Source organism: Pedomonas mirosovicensis, from assembly GCF_022569295.1.
Classification (GTDB): domain Bacteria; phylum Pseudomonadota; class Alphaproteobacteria; order Sphingomonadales; family Sphingomonadaceae; genus Pedomonas; species Pedomonas mirosovicensis.
The window spans coordinates 80,649-96,286 of the sequence record NZ_JAKFIA010000001.1 but is presented as its reverse complement, the minus strand read 5'-3'; the positions used below and the strand labels follow the sequence as shown (position 1 = coordinate 96,286).

The 15,638-nt window shown below is 65.7% G+C and carries 13 protein-coding genes and 1 pseudogene; 10 read left to right on the top strand and 4 right to left on the bottom strand.

Annotation, left to right across the window (positions count from 1 at the left end; translation table 11 throughout):
- Genes L0C21_RS00420 through L0C21_RS00400 form a run of 5 tightly spaced genes read left to right on the top strand, consistent with a single transcriptional unit; the run spans position 1 to position 4,015 of the window.
- The gene (locus L0C21_RS00420) at positions 1–2,007 is read left to right on the top strand and encodes a heme lyase CcmF/NrfE family subunit (protein WP_259276498.1); all 2,007 of its coding nucleotides are present in this window, start codon (positions 1–3) and stop codon (positions 2,005–2,007) included.
- A 21-nt stretch (positions 2,008–2,028) separates the two neighbouring features.
- Positions 2,029–2,577 carry a DsbE family thiol:disulfide interchange protein gene (locus L0C21_RS00415; protein ID WP_259276497.1) on the top strand — a complete coding sequence of 183 codons (549 nt, stop codon included), beginning with the start codon at positions 2,029–2,031 and terminating at the stop codon, positions 2,575–2,577.
- Positions 2,574–2,975: a cytochrome c-type biogenesis protein gene (locus tag L0C21_RS00410; RefSeq protein WP_259276496.1), complete on the top strand. Its 402-nt coding sequence runs from the start codon at positions 2,574–2,576 to the stop codon at positions 2,973–2,975. The genes L0C21_RS00415 and L0C21_RS00410 overlap by 4 nt, the downstream gene beginning before the upstream one ends.
- Complete coding sequence (locus L0C21_RS00405; protein WP_259276495.1) at positions 2,972–3,670, top strand: tetratricopeptide repeat protein; 699 nt, start codon at positions 2,972–2,974, stop codon at positions 3,668–3,670. Before L0C21_RS00410 ends, L0C21_RS00405 begins: the two co-directional genes overlap by 4 nt.
- 36 nt (positions 3,671–3,706) lie before the next feature.
- Complete coding sequence (locus L0C21_RS00400; RefSeq protein WP_259276494.1) at positions 3,707–4,015, top strand: hypothetical protein; 309 nt, start codon at positions 3,707–3,709, stop codon at positions 4,013–4,015.
- Positions 4,016–4,211: 196 nt separating this feature from the next.
- Here L0C21_RS00400 and ald read toward each other — a convergent pair.
- Positions 4,212–5,325, bottom strand: a pseudogene (gene ald / locus L0C21_RS00395) (alanine dehydrogenase).
- Between the two features lie 381 nt (positions 5,326–5,706).
- Here ald and L0C21_RS00390 point away from each other — a divergent pair.
- From L0C21_RS00390 to apaG, 3 genes are all read left to right on the top strand, one after another.
- The gene (locus L0C21_RS00390; protein WP_259276493.1) at positions 5,707–7,590 is read left to right on the top strand and encodes a potassium transporter Kup; all 1,884 of its coding nucleotides are present in this window, start codon (positions 5,707–5,709) and stop codon (positions 7,588–7,590) included.
- Positions 7,591–7,774: 184 nt separating this feature from the next.
- Positions 7,775–8,980 (top strand): O-succinylhomoserine sulfhydrylase, encoded by a 1,206-nt coding sequence (metZ, locus tag L0C21_RS00385; protein ID WP_259276492.1) that lies wholly within the window; start codon positions 7,775–7,777, stop codon positions 8,978–8,980.
- Positions 8,981–9,102: 122 nt separating this feature from the next.
- Complete coding sequence (apaG, locus tag L0C21_RS00380; RefSeq protein ID WP_259276491.1) at positions 9,103–9,525, top strand: Co2+/Mg2+ efflux facilitator ApaG/CorD; 423 nt, start codon at positions 9,103–9,105, stop codon at positions 9,523–9,525.
- A 243-nt stretch (positions 9,526–9,768) separates the two neighbouring features.
- Here the strand turns inward: apaG and gdhA are convergent, their stop codons facing one another.
- Both gdhA and L0C21_RS00370 read right to left on the bottom strand, forming a co-directional pair.
- A complete protein-coding gene (gene gdhA / locus L0C21_RS00375; RefSeq protein WP_259276490.1) occupies positions 9,769–11,130 on the bottom strand; it encodes an NADP-specific glutamate dehydrogenase in 1,362 nt (453 codons plus the stop codon).
- Positions 11,131–11,290: 160 nt separating this feature from the next.
- Positions 11,291–12,811 carry a hypothetical protein gene (locus L0C21_RS00370; RefSeq protein WP_259276489.1) on the bottom strand — a complete coding sequence of 507 codons (1,521 nt, stop codon included), beginning with the start codon at positions 12,809–12,811 and terminating at the stop codon, positions 11,291–11,293.
- A gap of 163 nt (positions 12,812–12,974) precedes the next feature.
- On the opposite strand from L0C21_RS00370, the gene L0C21_RS00365 reads away from it, so the two are divergent.
- Positions 12,975–14,021, top strand: a complete 1,047-nt coding sequence (locus tag L0C21_RS00365) for a glycosyltransferase family 2 protein (protein ID WP_259276488.1) — start codon at positions 12,975–12,977, stop codon at positions 14,019–14,021.
- Positions 14,018–14,446 (top strand): GtrA family protein, encoded by a 429-nt coding sequence (locus tag L0C21_RS00360; RefSeq protein WP_259276487.1) that lies wholly within the window; start codon positions 14,018–14,020, stop codon positions 14,444–14,446. Before L0C21_RS00365 ends, L0C21_RS00360 begins: the two co-directional genes overlap by 4 nt.
- On the opposite strand, the gene L0C21_RS00355 is transcribed toward L0C21_RS00360, so the two are convergent.
- Positions 14,418–15,527, bottom strand: coding sequence for a phosphatase PAP2 family protein (locus L0C21_RS00355; RefSeq protein ID WP_259276486.1), 1,110 nt, complete (start codon positions 15,525–15,527; stop codon positions 14,418–14,420). The two genes, L0C21_RS00360 and L0C21_RS00355, sit on opposite strands and share 29 nt — an antisense overlap.
- Positions 15,528–15,638 lie beyond the last annotated feature (111 nt).

Sequence of the window (15,638 nt, the reverse complement as noted above, 5' to 3'; positions counted from 1 at the left end):
ATGGTTGCCGAGATCGGACATTTCAGCCTCTGGCTCGCCCTGGCCGTCGCGGTCTGCCAGGTCCTGCTGCCCGGCGTCGGCTTCCACAAGGACGACGAGCGCCTGCGGGCGGTGGCGGTGCCGGCGGCGCAGGCCCAGCTGCTGCTGGCGCTTATCAGCTTCGGCGCGCTCACTTGGGTGTTCTGGGTTTCGGACTTCTCCGTGCGGGTGGTGGCGGAGAACAGCCACACCCTGAAGCCCGCGCTCTACAAGATCACCGGCGTCTGGGCCAATCATGAAGGCTCCATGCTGCTGTGGGTGACCATCCTGGCGCTCGCCGGCTGGGCCGTCGCCACCTTCGGGCGCAGCCTCAACGAGCGGCTGCGGACCCGCGTGCTCAGCGTGCAGGCGCTCATCGGCATCGGCTTCTACGTGTTCCTGCTCGTTGCCTCCAACCCGTTCGAGCGGCTGCTGCCTGCTCCGGGCGAGGGCAATGGCCTCAATCCGCTGTTGCAGGACCCCGGCCTCGCCTTCCATCCGCCCATGCTTTACCTCGGCTATGTGGGCCTTTCGGTCACCTTCTCCTTCGCCGTCGCCGCGCTCCTGGAGAACCAGGTGAACCCGGAATGGGCGCGGCGCATGCGCCCGTGGGTGCTGGCCGCGTGGGCCGCGCTGACCGGCGGCCTCGCCCTTGGCTCCTGGTGGGCCTACTACGAGCTGGGCTGGGGCGGCTGGTGGTTCTGGGACCCGGTGGAGAACGCGGCCCTCATGCCGTGGCTGGCGGCGACCGCCCTCCTGCACTCGACGCTGGTGTTGGAAAAGCGCGACGCGCTTCGCAACTGGACCGTGCTCTTGGCGGTGCTGGCCTTCTCGCTCTCCATGCTGGGCACATTCATCGTGCGCTCCGGGCTGCTCACGTCGGTGCACTCCTTCGCGGTCGATCCCGAGCGCGGCATCTTCATCCTCGTGCTGCTCGCCCTTTACATCGGCGGGGCGCTGACGCTCTACGCCTGGCGGGCGGGCACGGTGGAAGCGGGCGCAACCTTCGCCGCCACCAGCCGTGAAGGCTCGCTGGTCATCAACAACCTGCTGCTGGCGGCCATCCTCGGCACCGTGTTCCTCGGCACCCTCTACCCCATGGCTCTGGAAGCGGTGGCGGGGGAGAAGATTTCCGTCGGCGCGCCCTATTTCAACGCCACCTTCCGCCCGCTCATGGTGCCGGTCGCGGCGCTGATGGCGGTGGGGCCGTTCCTGCCCTGGCGCAAGGCGGCCGGCGGCCGGCGCGTCGCCCGGCGTCTCGCCCTGCCGGCGCTGCTCGCGCTGCTCAGCGCGCTGACCGTCTACGCCTTTGCCGATACGCGCGGCGCCTGGGCGCTGCTGGGCGTGGGCCTTGCCGTGTGGCTGGCGGCCAGCATCTTCGCGGACATCGCCCGCCAGGTCCGCCTCGGCCACGGCGGCCCGCGCCTCGTCTGGGGGCGGCTCATCCGCCAGCCCCGAGCCATGTTCGGCATGTGGCTGGCCCACCTGGGCGTTGCGGTTTCCATCTTTGGCGCAACCGCCTCGGGCGCGTGGGAAAGCGAAGTCATGACCACGGTGGAGCCCGGCCAGCCGGTCTCCGTCGGCCCTTACACCTTCACGCTCGACAGCATTATGCCGGTGGCGGGCCCCAACTATACCGCCATCGAAGGCCGGTTCGACGTGCGGAAGGACGATAATCTGGTCGTCTCCGTGCGGCCGCAGTCCCGCACCTATACCGAGCCGCCGATGGAAACCACCGAGGCCGGTATCGCCCCGCTGTGGGCTGGCGACATCTACGCCGTGCTCGGCAAGCCGGACGGGCAGGGCCGCTGGCAGGTGCGCCTGCACTGGAAGCCGTTCATGCCGTGGGTGTGGTATGGCGCGGCGCTGATGATGCTGGGCGGCGCGGTCTCCATGCTTGACCGGCGGCGGTCGCGGGTGGCGCTGATGCAGCCGCATCAGCTTGCCGCCGAGGCGGCCGAGCAGAAGCTGCCGCTGGCTGCCGAGTAACAGGGGCGAGTAGGGGAAATTATGTCGCTGGGTCGCAAGCTGCTGGTGGGACTGCCGGTTCTGGTGCTTTTGGCGCTGGTCGCCGTGTTCTTTCTGCGTCTGGACCGGGGCGGCCAGCCGATGATCCCGCCGTCCGCCCTCATCGGCAAGCCCGCGCCGCAGTTCGACCTTGCAGGCTACGATGCCGAGCATCCCGGACTGTCGGATGCGGACCTGCGTCAGGGCGGCGTCACGCTGGTCAACGTCTTCGCCTCGTGGTGCGCGCCGTGCATCGCCGAGCTGCCGCAGCTGAAGGCGCTGGCGGAGCAGCATGGCGTTACCATCCACGCCATTGCTTGGAAGGACAAGCCGGAGGCCATGGCGCAGGTGTTCGCCGAATATGGCAACCCCTTCCGCCGCATCGGCCTCGACAACAACGGCCGGGCCGCCATCGCCTGGGGCATCTCGGGCGTGCCGGAGACCTTCGTGGTGCGCGGCGACGGTACGGTGGTCTATCGCCATCTGGGCGACATCCGGCCGGAGCATATTCCCGCCCTGCTTGAGACCATCAAGAAGGCCCAGCAGCAATGAGACGGCTCGCCCTTCTTGTCGGTCTGCTGCTGTGGCCCGCTGTGGCCTTTGCCGCGTTTGATGCAGAGACCCTGCCTGACCCGAAGCAGGAGGCCATGGCGCAGGCCATCATGGTCGAGGTGCGCTGCCTGGTCTGCCAGGGCGAGTCGATTGCCGAGTCCAATGCCGACTATGCCGCCGATCTGCGCCGCCTGGTGCGCGAGCGGGTGGCCGCTGGAGATAGTCCGAAGGAAGTGAAGGCGTACCTCGTCTCCCGTTATGGAGACTGGGTTCTGCTGAAGCCGCCGGTCAAGCCGGAGACCTATGTGCTATGGGCGGCCCCGGTGTTGTTCCTGGGGTTGGGTCTTCTGCTTGTGTGGCGTATATTCCGGCGCGGCGCGCGGAAGGAGGGAGCATGATCGCCCTGGTTCTGATGCTGATGGTCGCCGTGGTGCTGGCACTGGTGCTGCGTCCGCTGCTGGTCGGACCGCGTGCGGGCTACCCCGGCTGGGCTGCGGTGGTATTGGTCATCCTGGGACTGGGCGGCGGCACCTATGCCGTGGTCGGCCATCCGGCCGCCAAGGGTATCCGTCCCGCAGCACCTGCGGCTGCGCCCGAGGCGGATGAAGCCTTTGCCGAGGCGCGCTCCGTGCTGCTGGAGAACCCGGCGGACGTTCCGGCCTGGTTGCGCCTGTCCATGGCGCTGAGCGGCAAGGGCGAGACCGAGCGCGCGGCCGAGGCGCTGTCCGTGGCGCTCGGCGCCATGCCCGACAGTCCGGATCTCTGGATCGGCTATGGCGAGACGCTCACCGCCCACGCGGGCGGGCAGGTGACGCCGGCGGCGCGCCTGGCGTTCGACCGGGCCAACCAGCTGGCCCCGCACCATCCCGCGCCCAAATACTACCTGGCCCTGTCGTGGCTCCAGAGCGGCAACCCGCGCGAAGCCCTGGCGGCGCTGGAAGACCTGGCCAAGGAGTCCAAGCCTGATGCGCCGTGGATGCCGCGCGTTGAACGCATGATGCGCGGCGCGCGCACCATGATCGCGGCGGGCGTCGGCCCCAACGGCGCGCTGCCGGGCAGCCCGGCAACCGCCTCTCCCGTGCTGTCCCGTTAACGGTTTCTTTACGACTCGGGAACAATCCTGAACGCTATGCTCATCGGCTCCGATCCTTCCTGGCTGAACGGCGCGCCCAAACAGGGCGACGCGCGGTCGTTCGCGGACCGGAGCACGGCGCGCAACGAGGCCGCAGCCGCTGCGGCGGGCCCGGCCGAAAGCCAGGCGCTGGCGGCCCGCACCCAGCGGGTTATCGCCGCCCAGTCGGCCCGCAGCCAGAACGAGCTTGGTGCCCGCAACCCGCAGGAGCGCGAGGACGACGCTCGCCGCTTCGCCCGCGAAGCGCCGAACGGGGAGCGCCCCCGCTTCATCGCCAAGGGCCAGAAGCTCAACGTTCTGGTTTGACAGGGGTTTTCGTGGGGGGTCTGTAACTCCCACACCCCCATTGGTTTCAAAGGGCTGTGTCCTTGGAGAAAAGGGCGCGGCCGTTTTCTTTGTGAATGAGTTGCGCCCCTGATGAAGCGCACGACCCGATAAACGAAGGGGAGGTGCAGGAGGGTCAAGACCCTCCTGCAAAAATCAAAATTCCCGAAACGAACCCTCAATCCAGCCAGGCCGGGCGGCGGTAGGACAGGTTCAGGTCTCGAGCCACGGCTTCGTAGGTGATGTAGCCTTCAGCCACGTTGAGGCCGTTGGCGAGGTGAGGGTTGGCGCGCATGGCCTCGATGGGGCCGTGGCCCGCCAGTTGCAGCACGAACGGCAGGGTGGCGGAGTTCAGCGCCATGGTGGAGGTGCGGGCGACGGCTCCCGGCATGTTGGCGACGCAGTAGTGGATGACGTCGTCCACCACGTAGGTGGGTTCGGCGTGGGTGGTGGGTTTGGATGTCTCGAAGCAGCCGCCCTGGTCGATGGCGATATCCACCACCACCGAGCCGCGCTTCATGGAGCGGATCATGTCGTGGGTGACGATCTTGGGCGCGGCGGCGCCCGGCACCAGCACCGCGCCAATGACGAGGTGGGCCTGCGCCACCGCCTCGGCGATGGCCGAGCGGCTGGCATAGGCTGTTTTTACCTGCCCGCAGAAGTAGGCGTCCAGCTCCGCAAGGCGGTCGAGGGAGATGTCGAACAGGGTCACGTCCGCCCGCATGCCCGAGGCGATGAGCGCGGCGTTGAACCCGGCAACGCCGCCGCCCAGCACGGCGACCCGCGCCGCCGCCACGCCCGGCACGCCGCCCAGCAGGATGCCGCGCCCGCCCTGTTCCTTCTCGAGATAGTGCGCGCCCACCTGCGCCGCCATGCGGCCCGCCACTTCCGACATGGGGCGCAGCAGCGGCAGGCGGCCGTTGCGATCGGTCACGGTTTCATAGGCGATGCAGGTTGCGCCTGATTCCATCAGCGCCTCGGCCTGCGGCTTGTCGGCGGCCAGGTGCAGGTAGGTGAACAGCGTGTGGTTCGGGCGCAGCATGGCGCATTCGTGCGGCTGGGGCTCCTTCACCTTCACGATCATGTCGGCCAGGGCGAACACCTCCTCGGGGGGTTTCCACCACCCTGGCCCCGGCGCGGATGTATTCCTCATCCGTGAAGTCGATACCGGCTCCCGCGCCGGCCTCGACGAACACCTCGTGGTCGGCCTCCACCAGTTCCGCCACCGACGGCGGGGTGAGGCCGACACGGTACTCATGGATCTTGATCTCCTTCGGCACTCCGACGCGCATGAGAATTCTCCCTGAACATATCCTTCTAGGACTTATATCTCGCAGCTCGTTGTAAAGTCGCCAGGTTCTGCCATCGCGCTGATGCGGGCAGATATTTTCGCCGGCGTTGCAGGTCCGCCGCGCGGTCGCGCCATTACGTGGCCGGAATGTGGCAAATCGCCATGGCTTGTCCCGTGAGAGCCCATGTGCTACCGCGAAGGCAATATGTTGTTGTGCACTGCAGCGAAGGTTGGCGGTGAATTACGAAACGTGAATCGGCGTCTACGCTCCGGCGCCAACCATGCGTGACGCTTCCGGTTCGGATCAATCGGCCGGTCAGCGTAACACAGGCGAACCCAGAGCGTTCCCGCATTCAGAGATAGAGTAAGCTAAGGTGCAGTTATGGCCGGGTCAGACCCGAACCCTCATCCGCAGGGCTCGCTCGCGAAGCTCATGGTTGGCGCCATGGGCATCGTCTATGGCGATATCGGCACCAGCCCGCTCTACGCCATGCGCGAGGCCTTTGCCGGCCATCACAAGCTCGCCATGGATCAGGAGCACATCTTTGGCGTGCTGTCGCTGATCTTCTGGTCGATGATTCTGGTGGTGACGATCAAGTACGTGGTCTTCACCATGCGGGCGGACAACAAGGGCGAGGGCGGCTCGCTCGCCCTGCTGGCGCTCATCTCCCACAAGGTGGCGGGCGCGCGCTGGACCACGGGTATCGTGCTGCTCGGCGTCTTCGCCACGGCCCTGTTCTATGGCGACAGCATGATTACCCCGGCCATGTCGGTGCTGTCGGCGGTCGAGGGCCTGACGGTGATCAACCCCGGCTTTTCCGTGCTGGTGGTGCCGCTGGCCGTGGTGCTGCTGGCAGGCATCTTCCTCATCCAGCGGCGGGGCACGGCGCGGGTGGGCGCCTTGTTCGGCCCCATCATGGTGCTCTACTTCACCGTCCTGGCGGTATTGGGCGCTGCCAACCTTATCGCCGCGCCGCAGGTGCTGCTGGCGCTCAACCCCTGGTACGCCATCCACTTCTTCATTCTGGATGGCTGGACGGCCTTCCTTGCCCTGGGTTCGGTGGTGCTGGCCGTCACCGGCGCGGAGGCGCTCTATACCGACATGGGCCACTTCGGAAAGCGGCCGATCCGACTGTCGTGGCTCACCATGGTCATGCCCGCGCTCATGCTGAACTATCTGGGGCAGGGCGCGCTGCTGACGGTCGATCCCAGCGCCATCACCAGCCCGTTCTATCACCTCGCGCCGGAATGGGCGCTGGTGCCGCTCGTGGTGCTGACCACCCTTGCCACCATCATCGCCAGCCAGGCGGTGATCTCGGGCGCCTTCTCGGTAACGCAGCAGGCGATCCAGCTCGGCTTCCTGCCGCGCCTGTCCATCAAGTTCACCTCGGCCGAGGCGCAGGGGCAAATCTACATCCCCTTCATCAACTGGGGCCTGATGGCGTGCGTGCTGGCGCTGGTGCTGGCGTTCCAGAACTCGTCCAATCTGGCGGCGGCCTACGGCATCGCGGTCACCGGCGCCATGACCATCGACACCATCCTTCTCGGCGTGGTGATGTTCCTGCTGTGGCGTTGGAACAAGTTCGCCGCCTTCGCGCTGCTCGGCATCTTCCTCATCGTCGATTTCACCTACTTTGCCGCCAACCTCACCAAGGTGCCGGCGGGCGGCTGGGTGCCGCTGGCCATTGGCCTCACCATCTTCACCCTGCTCACCACCTGGAGCCGGGGCCGCAAGCTGGTGCAGGACAAGCTGTCCCAGTCGGCTATGCCGATCGACGTATTCATCAAGTCGGCCTGCGCCAGCACCACCCGGGTGCCGGGCACGGCGGTGTTCCTCACCTCCACCTCCAACGGCGTGCCCCATGCGCTTCTGCACAACATGAAGCACAACAAGATTCTGCACGAGCGGGTGGTGTTCCTGACGGTGATGATCGAGAACGTGCCCTATGTTCCGGCGACCCGCCGCATCGAGGTGGTGGACATGGGCCAGAACTTCTACCGCATCATCATCCACTACGGCTTCATGCAGGACCCGGACATCCCCCGGGCGCTGGCCCGGGCGGAGGACTTCGGCCTCACCTTCAAGATGATGGAAACCAGCTTTTTCCTGTCGCGCCAGACGCTCATCACCTCCAACGCGCCGGGCATGGCCATCTGGCGCGAGAAGGTGTTCTCGTGGATGATGCGGAACGCCACCAATGCGATGGAATTCTTCAAGCTGCCCAGCAACCGCGTGGTGGAGCTTGGCAGCCAGGTGGAGATCTAGGGCTTCTTGGTCGCGCGTCCTTGGCGGCAGGGGAGTTTGCCCTGCTCGAACGTTGCTCTGGCCGCGCTTGGTTCTATAAGGACGATACGCGCCCGCAGGACACAGGCGTCTCCGGCTTTCCGCCGCCGCTCCCCTTGCCCTCCTGCCTTCCGGCGTGCGGATAACAGAACAGGAAGTCAGTCCCATGAAGCCCAGAACCGGTGTTGATCGCTCCATCACGAAGACATGGCGTCCGGCCACCCAGGCCATTCGCGGCGGGACTTGGCGTTCCGATTTCGGCGAGACCTCCGAGGCGCTGTTCCTGACCTCGGGCTTTGCTTACGAGAGCGCGGACGAGGTGGCGGCCCGGTTCCGCGGCGAGGCGCAAGGCTTCACCTACAGCCGCCAGACCAACCCCACCGTCTCCATGTTCGAAGAGCGGATGGCCCTGCTGGAGGGCAGCGAGACTGCGCGCGCCACCGGCACCGGCATGGCGGCCATGGCGGCGGCGCTCCTGTGTCAGGTGCAGGCGGGCGACCATGTGGTGGCGGCCCGCGCGCTGTTCGGCTCGTGCCGTTGGCTGGTCGACACCCTGCTGCCCCGCTATGGCGTCGAGACCACGGTGGTCGACGGGCGCGACACGCAAGCCTGGGCAAAGGCGCGCAAGCCCAACACCAAGGCCTTTTTCCTCGAAACCCCGGCCAACCCGACGCTCGATATCGTCGACCTGAAGGCGGTTTGCGATCTCGCCCATGAGGTGGGGGCCAGGGTCGTGGTCGATAACGTGTTCGCCACGCCCGTGCTGCAGAAGCCGATGGAGATGGGGGCGGATATCGTCTGCTACTCGGCGACCAAGCACATCGACGGCCAGGGCCGGGTGCTGGGCGGCGTCATCCTCTGCGACAAGCAGTTCGATACGGACCTGCTCGGCCCCTTCTTCCGCCACACCGGCCAGATCATGTCCGCCTTCAACGCCTGGGTGCTGCTGAAGGGGCTGGAGACGCTGGACATGCGCGTGCGCCGGATGTGCGAGAACGCCGTGCAGGTGGCGGACTTCCTCAGCCCCCGCGTGCCGACCCTCCTGTATCCGGGCCGCAAGGATTTCCCGCAGTACGACCTGGCGATGAAGCAGATGGCCGCCGGCGGCACCATCCTCAGCTTCCACATGGAAGACGAGAAACAGGCCTTCGCCCTGCTGAACGCGCTGGAGCTGATCGATATTTCCAACAACATCGGCGACTCGCGCTCGCTGGCGACTCACCCGTCGTCCACCACCCACAAGGCGGTGGCAGTCGAGATCCAGCGGGAGCTGGGTATCACGCCGGGGATGATTCGCCTGTCGGTCGGCCTGGAAGACCCGCAGGATTTGATCGAAGATCTTGACCGCGCGTTGAAGATTATAGGTCTTTAAAACAAGCATGGTCTGCGTGGCGGCGGTTCGCGTCCGGCGGGCTGCCGTCACCACCGGCACGAGCAAAAGCCCGGCTCCGTTTGTGCGGCGGAGCCGCCAGGGCTGCGGGGAGGCAAGGTGCGATGGCGACACTGCCAGATGACGTGGACTATCCGTACGAGGCGACGACCGGCAATATCACGGTCAAGGTTCTGCCTACCTATATCGACGATCAGTCAGACCCGTCGGAGAGCCGCTATGTCTGGGCCTACCACGTGCGGGTGGAGAACAACGGCGATTTCACCGTGCAACTGATGACCCGGCACTGGATCATCGCAGACGGCAACGGCCGGGTGCATGAGGTGAAAGGCGAGGGCGTGGTCGGTGAGCAGCCGGTTCTCGAGCCGGGCGACGCGTTCGAATATACCTCCGGCTGCCCGCTGGGTACGCCGTCGGGCATCATGCGCGGCACCTACGGCCTGGTGGACGAGACCGGCAACAGTTTCGACGTGGAAATCCCCGCCTTCTCGCTCGACAGCCCCTTCGCTATCCGCACCCTCAACTGAGGGCCTCTGCAGGGGCGCTTCCCGTGCGCGGAGGCAAACAAGCAAAGAGGAAAGGGGTCGCAGACCCCCTTTCAATCCCCCATTCGTTTGAACGGGACGTGCCCGGTCGAGGCCGGGATGCGCCTCGCGGGGTCCGGCAAGTGCGACGGGCCATGAAGGGCGCGGCCCGATAAAAGGAATGGGAGGTGCAGGAGGGTCGAGACCCTCCTGCAAATGATCAACAAGCTGCGCTATCGGCGCGGCTCAGATCACGCCCAGCGCGTCCATGGCTTCGGCGACGCGCACGAAGCCCGCGATGTTGGCCCCCAGCACATAGTCGCCCGGCGCGCCGTATTCCTCCGCCGTGGCGGCGCAGCGATCATGGATGTTTCGCATGATCTCGGCGAGGCGCGCCTCGGTCTGCTCGAACGACCAGCTGTCGCGCGAGGCGTTCTGCTGCATTTCCAGGGCTGAGGTGGCAACGCCGCCCGCGTTGGCGGCCTTGCCCGGCGCGAACAGCACGCCGGCCTGCTGGAACAGGCGCACGGCTTCCGGGGTGGAGGGCATGTTGGCGCCCTCGCCCACGGCGATGACGCCGTTCTCGATCAGCGCCTTGGCGTCCTTGCCGGTCAGCTCGTTCTGGGTGGCGGACGGCATGGCGATCTGGCATGGCACGTTCCAGATGGAGCCGCCTTCCACGTAGTGCGAGCGGCCGCCCTTCAAGCGGGCGTATTCGGAGATGCGCTGGCGGCGGACCTCCTTGATCTCCTTGACCAGGGTGAGATCGATGCCGTCCTCGTCCACGATGTAACCGTTGGAGTCGGAGCAGGCGATCACCTTGGCGCCGAACGTCTGCAGCTTCTCGATGGTATAGATGGCGACGTTGCCCGAACCGGAGACCACAGCGGCCTTGCCGTCGAGGGTGTCCCCGCGCGCATTCAGCATGCGATCGACGAAATAGACCGCGCCGAAGCCAGTGGCTTCCTTGCGCGCGAGCGAGCCGCCATAGACGAGGCCCTTGCCGGTGAGCACGCCCGCCTCGTAGCGGTTGGTGAGGCGCTTGTACTGGCCGAACATGTAGCCGATCTCGCGCCCGCCAACGCCGATGTCACCGGCCGGTACGTCGGTATATTCGCCGATGTGCCGGTGCATCTCGATCATGAAGGACTGGCAGAAGCGCATGATCTCGCCGTCCGAGCGGCCGCGGGGATCGAAGTCCGACCCGCCCTTGCCGCCGCCGATTGGCATGCCGGTCAGCGCATTCTTGAAGATCTGCTCGAAGCCCAGAAACTTGATGATGCCCAGGTTCACCGAGGGGTGGAACCGGATGCCGCCCTTGTAGGGGCCGAGCGCGGAGTTGAACTGCACGCGAAAGCCCCGGTTGATCTCCACCTGCCCCTTGTCGTTCACCCAGGGCACCCGGAAGATGATCTGGCGCTCGGGCTCGCAGATGCGCTCGATCAGGGCGTTGTCGGCATAGCGAGGATGTTTGGCGATCACGCGCCCCAGGCTCTCAAGGACCTCGCGCACGGCCTGGTGAAATTCTGGCTCGCCGGGATTGCGACGCAGCACGGCGGCCAGCACTTCATCCAGGATGGGTTCGGTATTTTCGTCGGTGTGGGTCAAGGTTGCAACTTTCTTGCTCTATAATTTCAACCACTGCAATTCTTGTTCAAAAAGAACTGCTGCGGCTTCCTATCGGACCCACTCCCCGCTGAAAATAGAAAACTGGCGATACGGATTGCGTTTATGGTGTGGTTTGCCGTGGGGCCTTGCCCTCGGGCGATCAGCTGATCGTCCGGCACTTTGGAGTGCGGACAGGCGGGATATCGCCCACGCGCTCCCAGAGCGTTAGGGGGCCGGAGGTTCTGACCGGGCGGTAATGGCCGATGAACGCCCTGAATGCAGCATCGCGCTTCATAAACCCAATGATGTCGAAGCGGCTGTGCATATATTGGGTTTTGCTGCTGTCATCCGCGACGATGAAGCGGGGCGGCAAGCACAGCAGGTCTTCCCGCGTTTGCCGGATTATTTCCTCTTCCAGCGCTTTCAGCTGGGGTGTTTTCTCCGCCTCCGGCGTGTTCGCCATGGCGGGCAGCATCCAGTAGGAATACAGCCGCAGCGGCCAGACCAGCCGGGCATCTTCCACAAGGGGCCAGGCCCTCATCGAGCGGACCGTCAGGATCGCGACCGGGTCTCCAGGGCGCGCGCGGGCAAGCAATGCCCGCGTCTCGGCTTCCGTTGAGTTGTGGTAGGGGCCGGTGTTGGCCGACAGGGCGCCAAGCAGTAGGAGCATTGCGGGCAGGCTGGGGTGACGAACCATCCAGCGCCATGAGAGCGGCTGAAGCAGGACGGCGATGCCGAGCGTGAAGAAGAGCGCGCCCGATGCGCTGATGGCGTGATAGGCCCAGCCCTTCATTTGAATGAAATAGGAAAAGATGAAGCAGAGGCTGGTCAGCAACCCGGCCATGACCCGCGGATGCAGTGGCCTTGGGAGGTTCGTAGCGCCGATCAGGCCGAGTGCCCACAGGATTGTCCAGGTGCGAAGCAGCACGGTGATGAACGGCCGCTTGTAGCCATCGTAGGCCGCCGCGACCATCGGCAGTTGCACGTCGAGGAAGGCAGGGGCAAAGGCGAAGATTGCCGCGCCATAGGCCAGCCCGCATAGGGCGAGAACCAGGGTTTCTGGCCGCAGCAGTCGCCAGTGGGCGCGGTGGAACAGGGCCAGCCAGGCCTCGAGCGCAATCGGGATCAGCAGGAAATAGTGTTTCAGCGCAAAGCCATAGGCCGCGAGAAGGCCGGTCAGCACGGCAACCCAGAGGGGGATGGCCTTTCCCTCGGCCCGCCGCGCGGCGAGCATGGCGTAGGGCAGGGCGCCGATGAGGGCCAGATGCTCCCGCTGGGCGAACTCATGAATCGGGATGAGCACCATGGCGAGCAGCGCGGCGAAAAGCACGCCCGCGCGTCGCCATGGGCCCTCCTCCGCGCACAGCCGGGACAGAAGCGCCAGGGCAAGGCTGATGAGGCCGAGGGTCGTGGCGATAAGGATTGACCGCGCCGGCAGATGAAGCGCCTCGGCCAGGCCCTGTACCGGCAGCGCCGCCCAGAACCAGAGCGGGGGATTGACCTCGTTGATCTCGGCGTAGAGCTGGGTGCCGTGAATCATCTGCCGGGCAATCCACAGCTGCCAGACCACGTCATGGGAGACGGGCAGCTCCCACATGGCGACCAGCAACACGCTTAAAATCAAGGCGATTCCGATCTCGGGAAGCATGGAACGGAACCGGCTGGGATTGGTCGCCGGCATGGCACCCTCTCGTCTGTTCGGCGCAGGATTAAAAGACGGGAGGGGTTAACCATAATTTAAAGGCGGGCTGAAACAATCGGAGCATGTTTGTGGCGTGCTGTCTTGAATCTCCAGAAGGGGTGGGCGCCGCTGGGCCACTTCTTGCTTCAAAAGGTAAGGGCGCATGACTGTCAGGCTTTCCGCTGTTGTGCCCTGCTTCAACGAGCAGGACTGTCTTCACGAACTTCATGCCCGGCTGAGCGATGCCTGCCGGGCCGCCGTAGGCGAGGATTATGAGATCATCCTCGTCAACGATGGCTCGCGCGATGGCACCTGGGCGATCATGCAGCAGCTGGCAGCAAGGGATCCGCGCCTGTCCGCCGTCAATCTGGCGCGCAACCACGGGCACCAGCTGGCGCTGACCGCCGGGCTTGCGCTCTGCCGGGGCGAGCGGATCTTCATTATCGACGCTGATCTTCAGGACCCGCCTGAGCTGCTTGCCGCCATGCTGGCGCGAATGGACGCGGAAGAGGCGGAGGTGGTCTACGGCCAACGCCGCGTGCGGGAGGGCGAGACCGCCTTCAAGAAGGTGACGGCCAATGCCTTCTACCGCCTGCTTTCGCGGCTGGCGGAGGTGGATATTCCCCGCAACACCGGCGATTTTCGGCTGATGTCCCGGCGGGCGCTGGACGTTATTCTGGCCATGCCGGAGCAATTCCGCTTCGTGCGCGGCATGGTGGCCTGGATCGGCATGAAGCAGGTGCCGTTCCTCTATGACCGGGCCCCGCGCTACGCGGGCGAGACCAAATACCCCTTGCGGAAGATGGTCCGATTCGCTGTTGACGCCATCACCGGCTTCTCCACCAGCCCGCTGCGGCTGGCCAGCCATGCCGGGCTGATACTGGCGTTTCTCAGCATCCCCTTGATGATCTACGTGCTCTCGGGCTGGGCGCTGGGGCATACGGTGCCGGGCTGGACCAGCGTCATTCTCGTGGTCACCATTCTGGGGGCGAGCCAGATGGTCATGCTGGGCCTGCTTGGCGAGTACATCGGGCGGATCTACGTGCAGAGCAAGGCGCGGCCCCTGTTCATCATCCAGGATGTGGTCTCGCACCAGGCCGCGCCCATGGCCGTGCCGCTGGGTTATCTGATGGGCGGCGCGCCCAAGCGCCCGTTGGGTGAAGACGGCGACATGGCCGTTGCCGCAAGCCGGGTGCGGGAAGTGGCGTGATCTCCCGATCCCGTGCCCTGCTGCGCGGCGAGCGGATCGTGGCGCAGGTTTTTCGCTTCGGCATGACCGGCATTGCCGCCACCGCGCTGCATGGCCTGATCTACCTGCTCGCCACGGGGGCGATGAAGATAGGGCCCTTTGCCGCCAATGTGCTGGGCTACGCCGTTGCCATGCCCTTGGCTTTTGCTGCCCATTTCCTGTGGAGCTTCCGCGGCCAGACCCGCGATGCCCGCCCCGGCGACATGGCCGCGATGGCGCTGCGCTTCCTCGTCATCAACGCCGTGGGGTTCAGCCTCAATACGGCCATCGTCTGGCTGGTGTGCGAGCGTCTGGACCTGATGGCAGCCGCCGCTGTGCCGTTCATGGCAACGCTGACGCCCATCATCACCTTCCTGCTCAGCCGCAACTGGGGCTTTCGCCGGTAGAGGGCATGGCGCCATCAAGGCCGAAGCGCTTGATGGCGTGCCCAAGGCCCTTCCAGATCAGCACGGTTGCGATCAGCGACACGTAGCCGTCAACAGCATAGTGCCAGCCGAAGTGCACCGAGCCGATGAAGATGGCGGCGGCGTAAACCCACAGCGCGGCGCTGAACGCCCGGCTGAAGCGCCACATGCCCATGGCCATGACGAGGGAGAGGGAGACGTGCATGCTGGGCATGGCCGAGATGCCGCCCAGCGTCGCGGCGTCGCCCGTGCCGTGCTGCGCCCACAAGGCGTTCTGCGCTTCCAGGGTCCAGATCCGCATCCAGCTGCCCTCGGCGGCGAGGCGGGCGTCGAGCGCGTGCAGCCCGTCCATCAGCGGCTGGTAGGGGTTGGGCCCATCAACGATGAAGCCGAAGTAGCAAGGCCCGGCCGAGGAGAAGAGATAGGCGAGCAGCGTGCCGTTGAGGATCCACGCCACCAGTAGCGCGCACAGGTAGTGGAAGCGCTCGACTGGCCGATCAACGCGCAGGATGACATAGAAGGCGACGCCCCAGATCAGCAGGAACCACAGGTTGTAGAGAAAGCTGAGGGCGAAGGTGGCCGAGGGGCCGCCGAACAGGGCGTGGGTGATCCGCCACGGGTCGTGCCCGAAATGGATCGCCTGGTCGAGAGCGTGGAAGGTGGCATCGAACGCGAAGGGATGAACGTCCGGAATCAGGCTCTTCAGCGTCAGGAACGCCGGGATGAACAGGGGCAGCAGCCCTAGCGGCACGAACAGGCTGAGGAAGCGGTCCCGCCGCAGGACATGGGTTTTAAGGTCTCCCCACAGCCGGGCAAGGACGCTGAGGCGCGGCTCGTTGATGACGGTGACAATCACATGGGTGAGCCCGATCAGAGCCAGTGAGGCGCCGATCACCAGCAGCGTGTGGTCGTTGAGCCTGTAGAAGACAGAGGCAGTCTCGCCCCCGACGAGGATCGCGGCCGCGTTGGCCAGCGCGGCATAGGCCAGCACGATGGCCGCCAGGATGCAAAGCCGCTTGCGTTCGGCAGAGGCAGGGAGTCCGCCACCAGGGGGTGGCTTCACACGAAACGGCGGTTGGTTGGGCGATAAGGTCCATGCCGGTCCCGTCCATTAATGAGCGGGTCCAAAGCGTAGGCGATTTTGCTTAACAGCCTCTAAAGGGCTTGCCGGGGG

Bases quoted from the DNA above. Each gene is read 5' to 3' on its own strand.
- L0C21_RS00420 (WP_259276498.1), top strand. From the start codon at position 1: ATGGTTGCCGAGATCGGACATTTCAGCCTCTGGCTCGCCCTGGCCGTC.
- L0C21_RS00415 (WP_259276497.1), top strand. From the start codon at position 2,029: ATGTCGCTGGGTCGCAAGCTGCTGGTGGGACTGCCGGTTCTGGTGCTT.
- L0C21_RS00410 (WP_259276496.1), top strand. From the start codon at position 2,574: ATGAGACGGCTCGCCCTTCTTGTCGGTCTGCTGCTGTGGCCCGCTGTG.
- L0C21_RS00405 (WP_259276495.1), top strand. From the start codon at position 2,972: ATGATCGCCCTGGTTCTGATGCTGATGGTCGCCGTGGTGCTGGCACTG.
- L0C21_RS00400 (WP_259276494.1), top strand. From the start codon at position 3,707: ATGCTCATCGGCTCCGATCCTTCCTGGCTGAACGGCGCGCCCAAACAG.
- L0C21_RS00390 (WP_259276493.1), top strand. From the start codon at position 5,707: ATGGCCGGGTCAGACCCGAACCCTCATCCGCAGGGCTCGCTCGCGAAG.
- metZ (WP_259276492.1), top strand. From the start codon at position 7,775: ATGAAGCCCAGAACCGGTGTTGATCGCTCCATCACGAAGACATGGCGT.
- apaG (WP_259276491.1), top strand. From the start codon at position 9,103: ATGGCGACACTGCCAGATGACGTGGACTATCCGTACGAGGCGACGACC.
- L0C21_RS00370 (WP_259276489.1), bottom strand. From the start codon at position 12,811: ATGCCGGCGACCAATCCCAGCCGGTTCCGTTCCATGCTTCCCGAGATC.
- L0C21_RS00365 (WP_259276488.1), top strand. From the start codon at position 12,975: ATGACTGTCAGGCTTTCCGCTGTTGTGCCCTGCTTCAACGAGCAGGAC.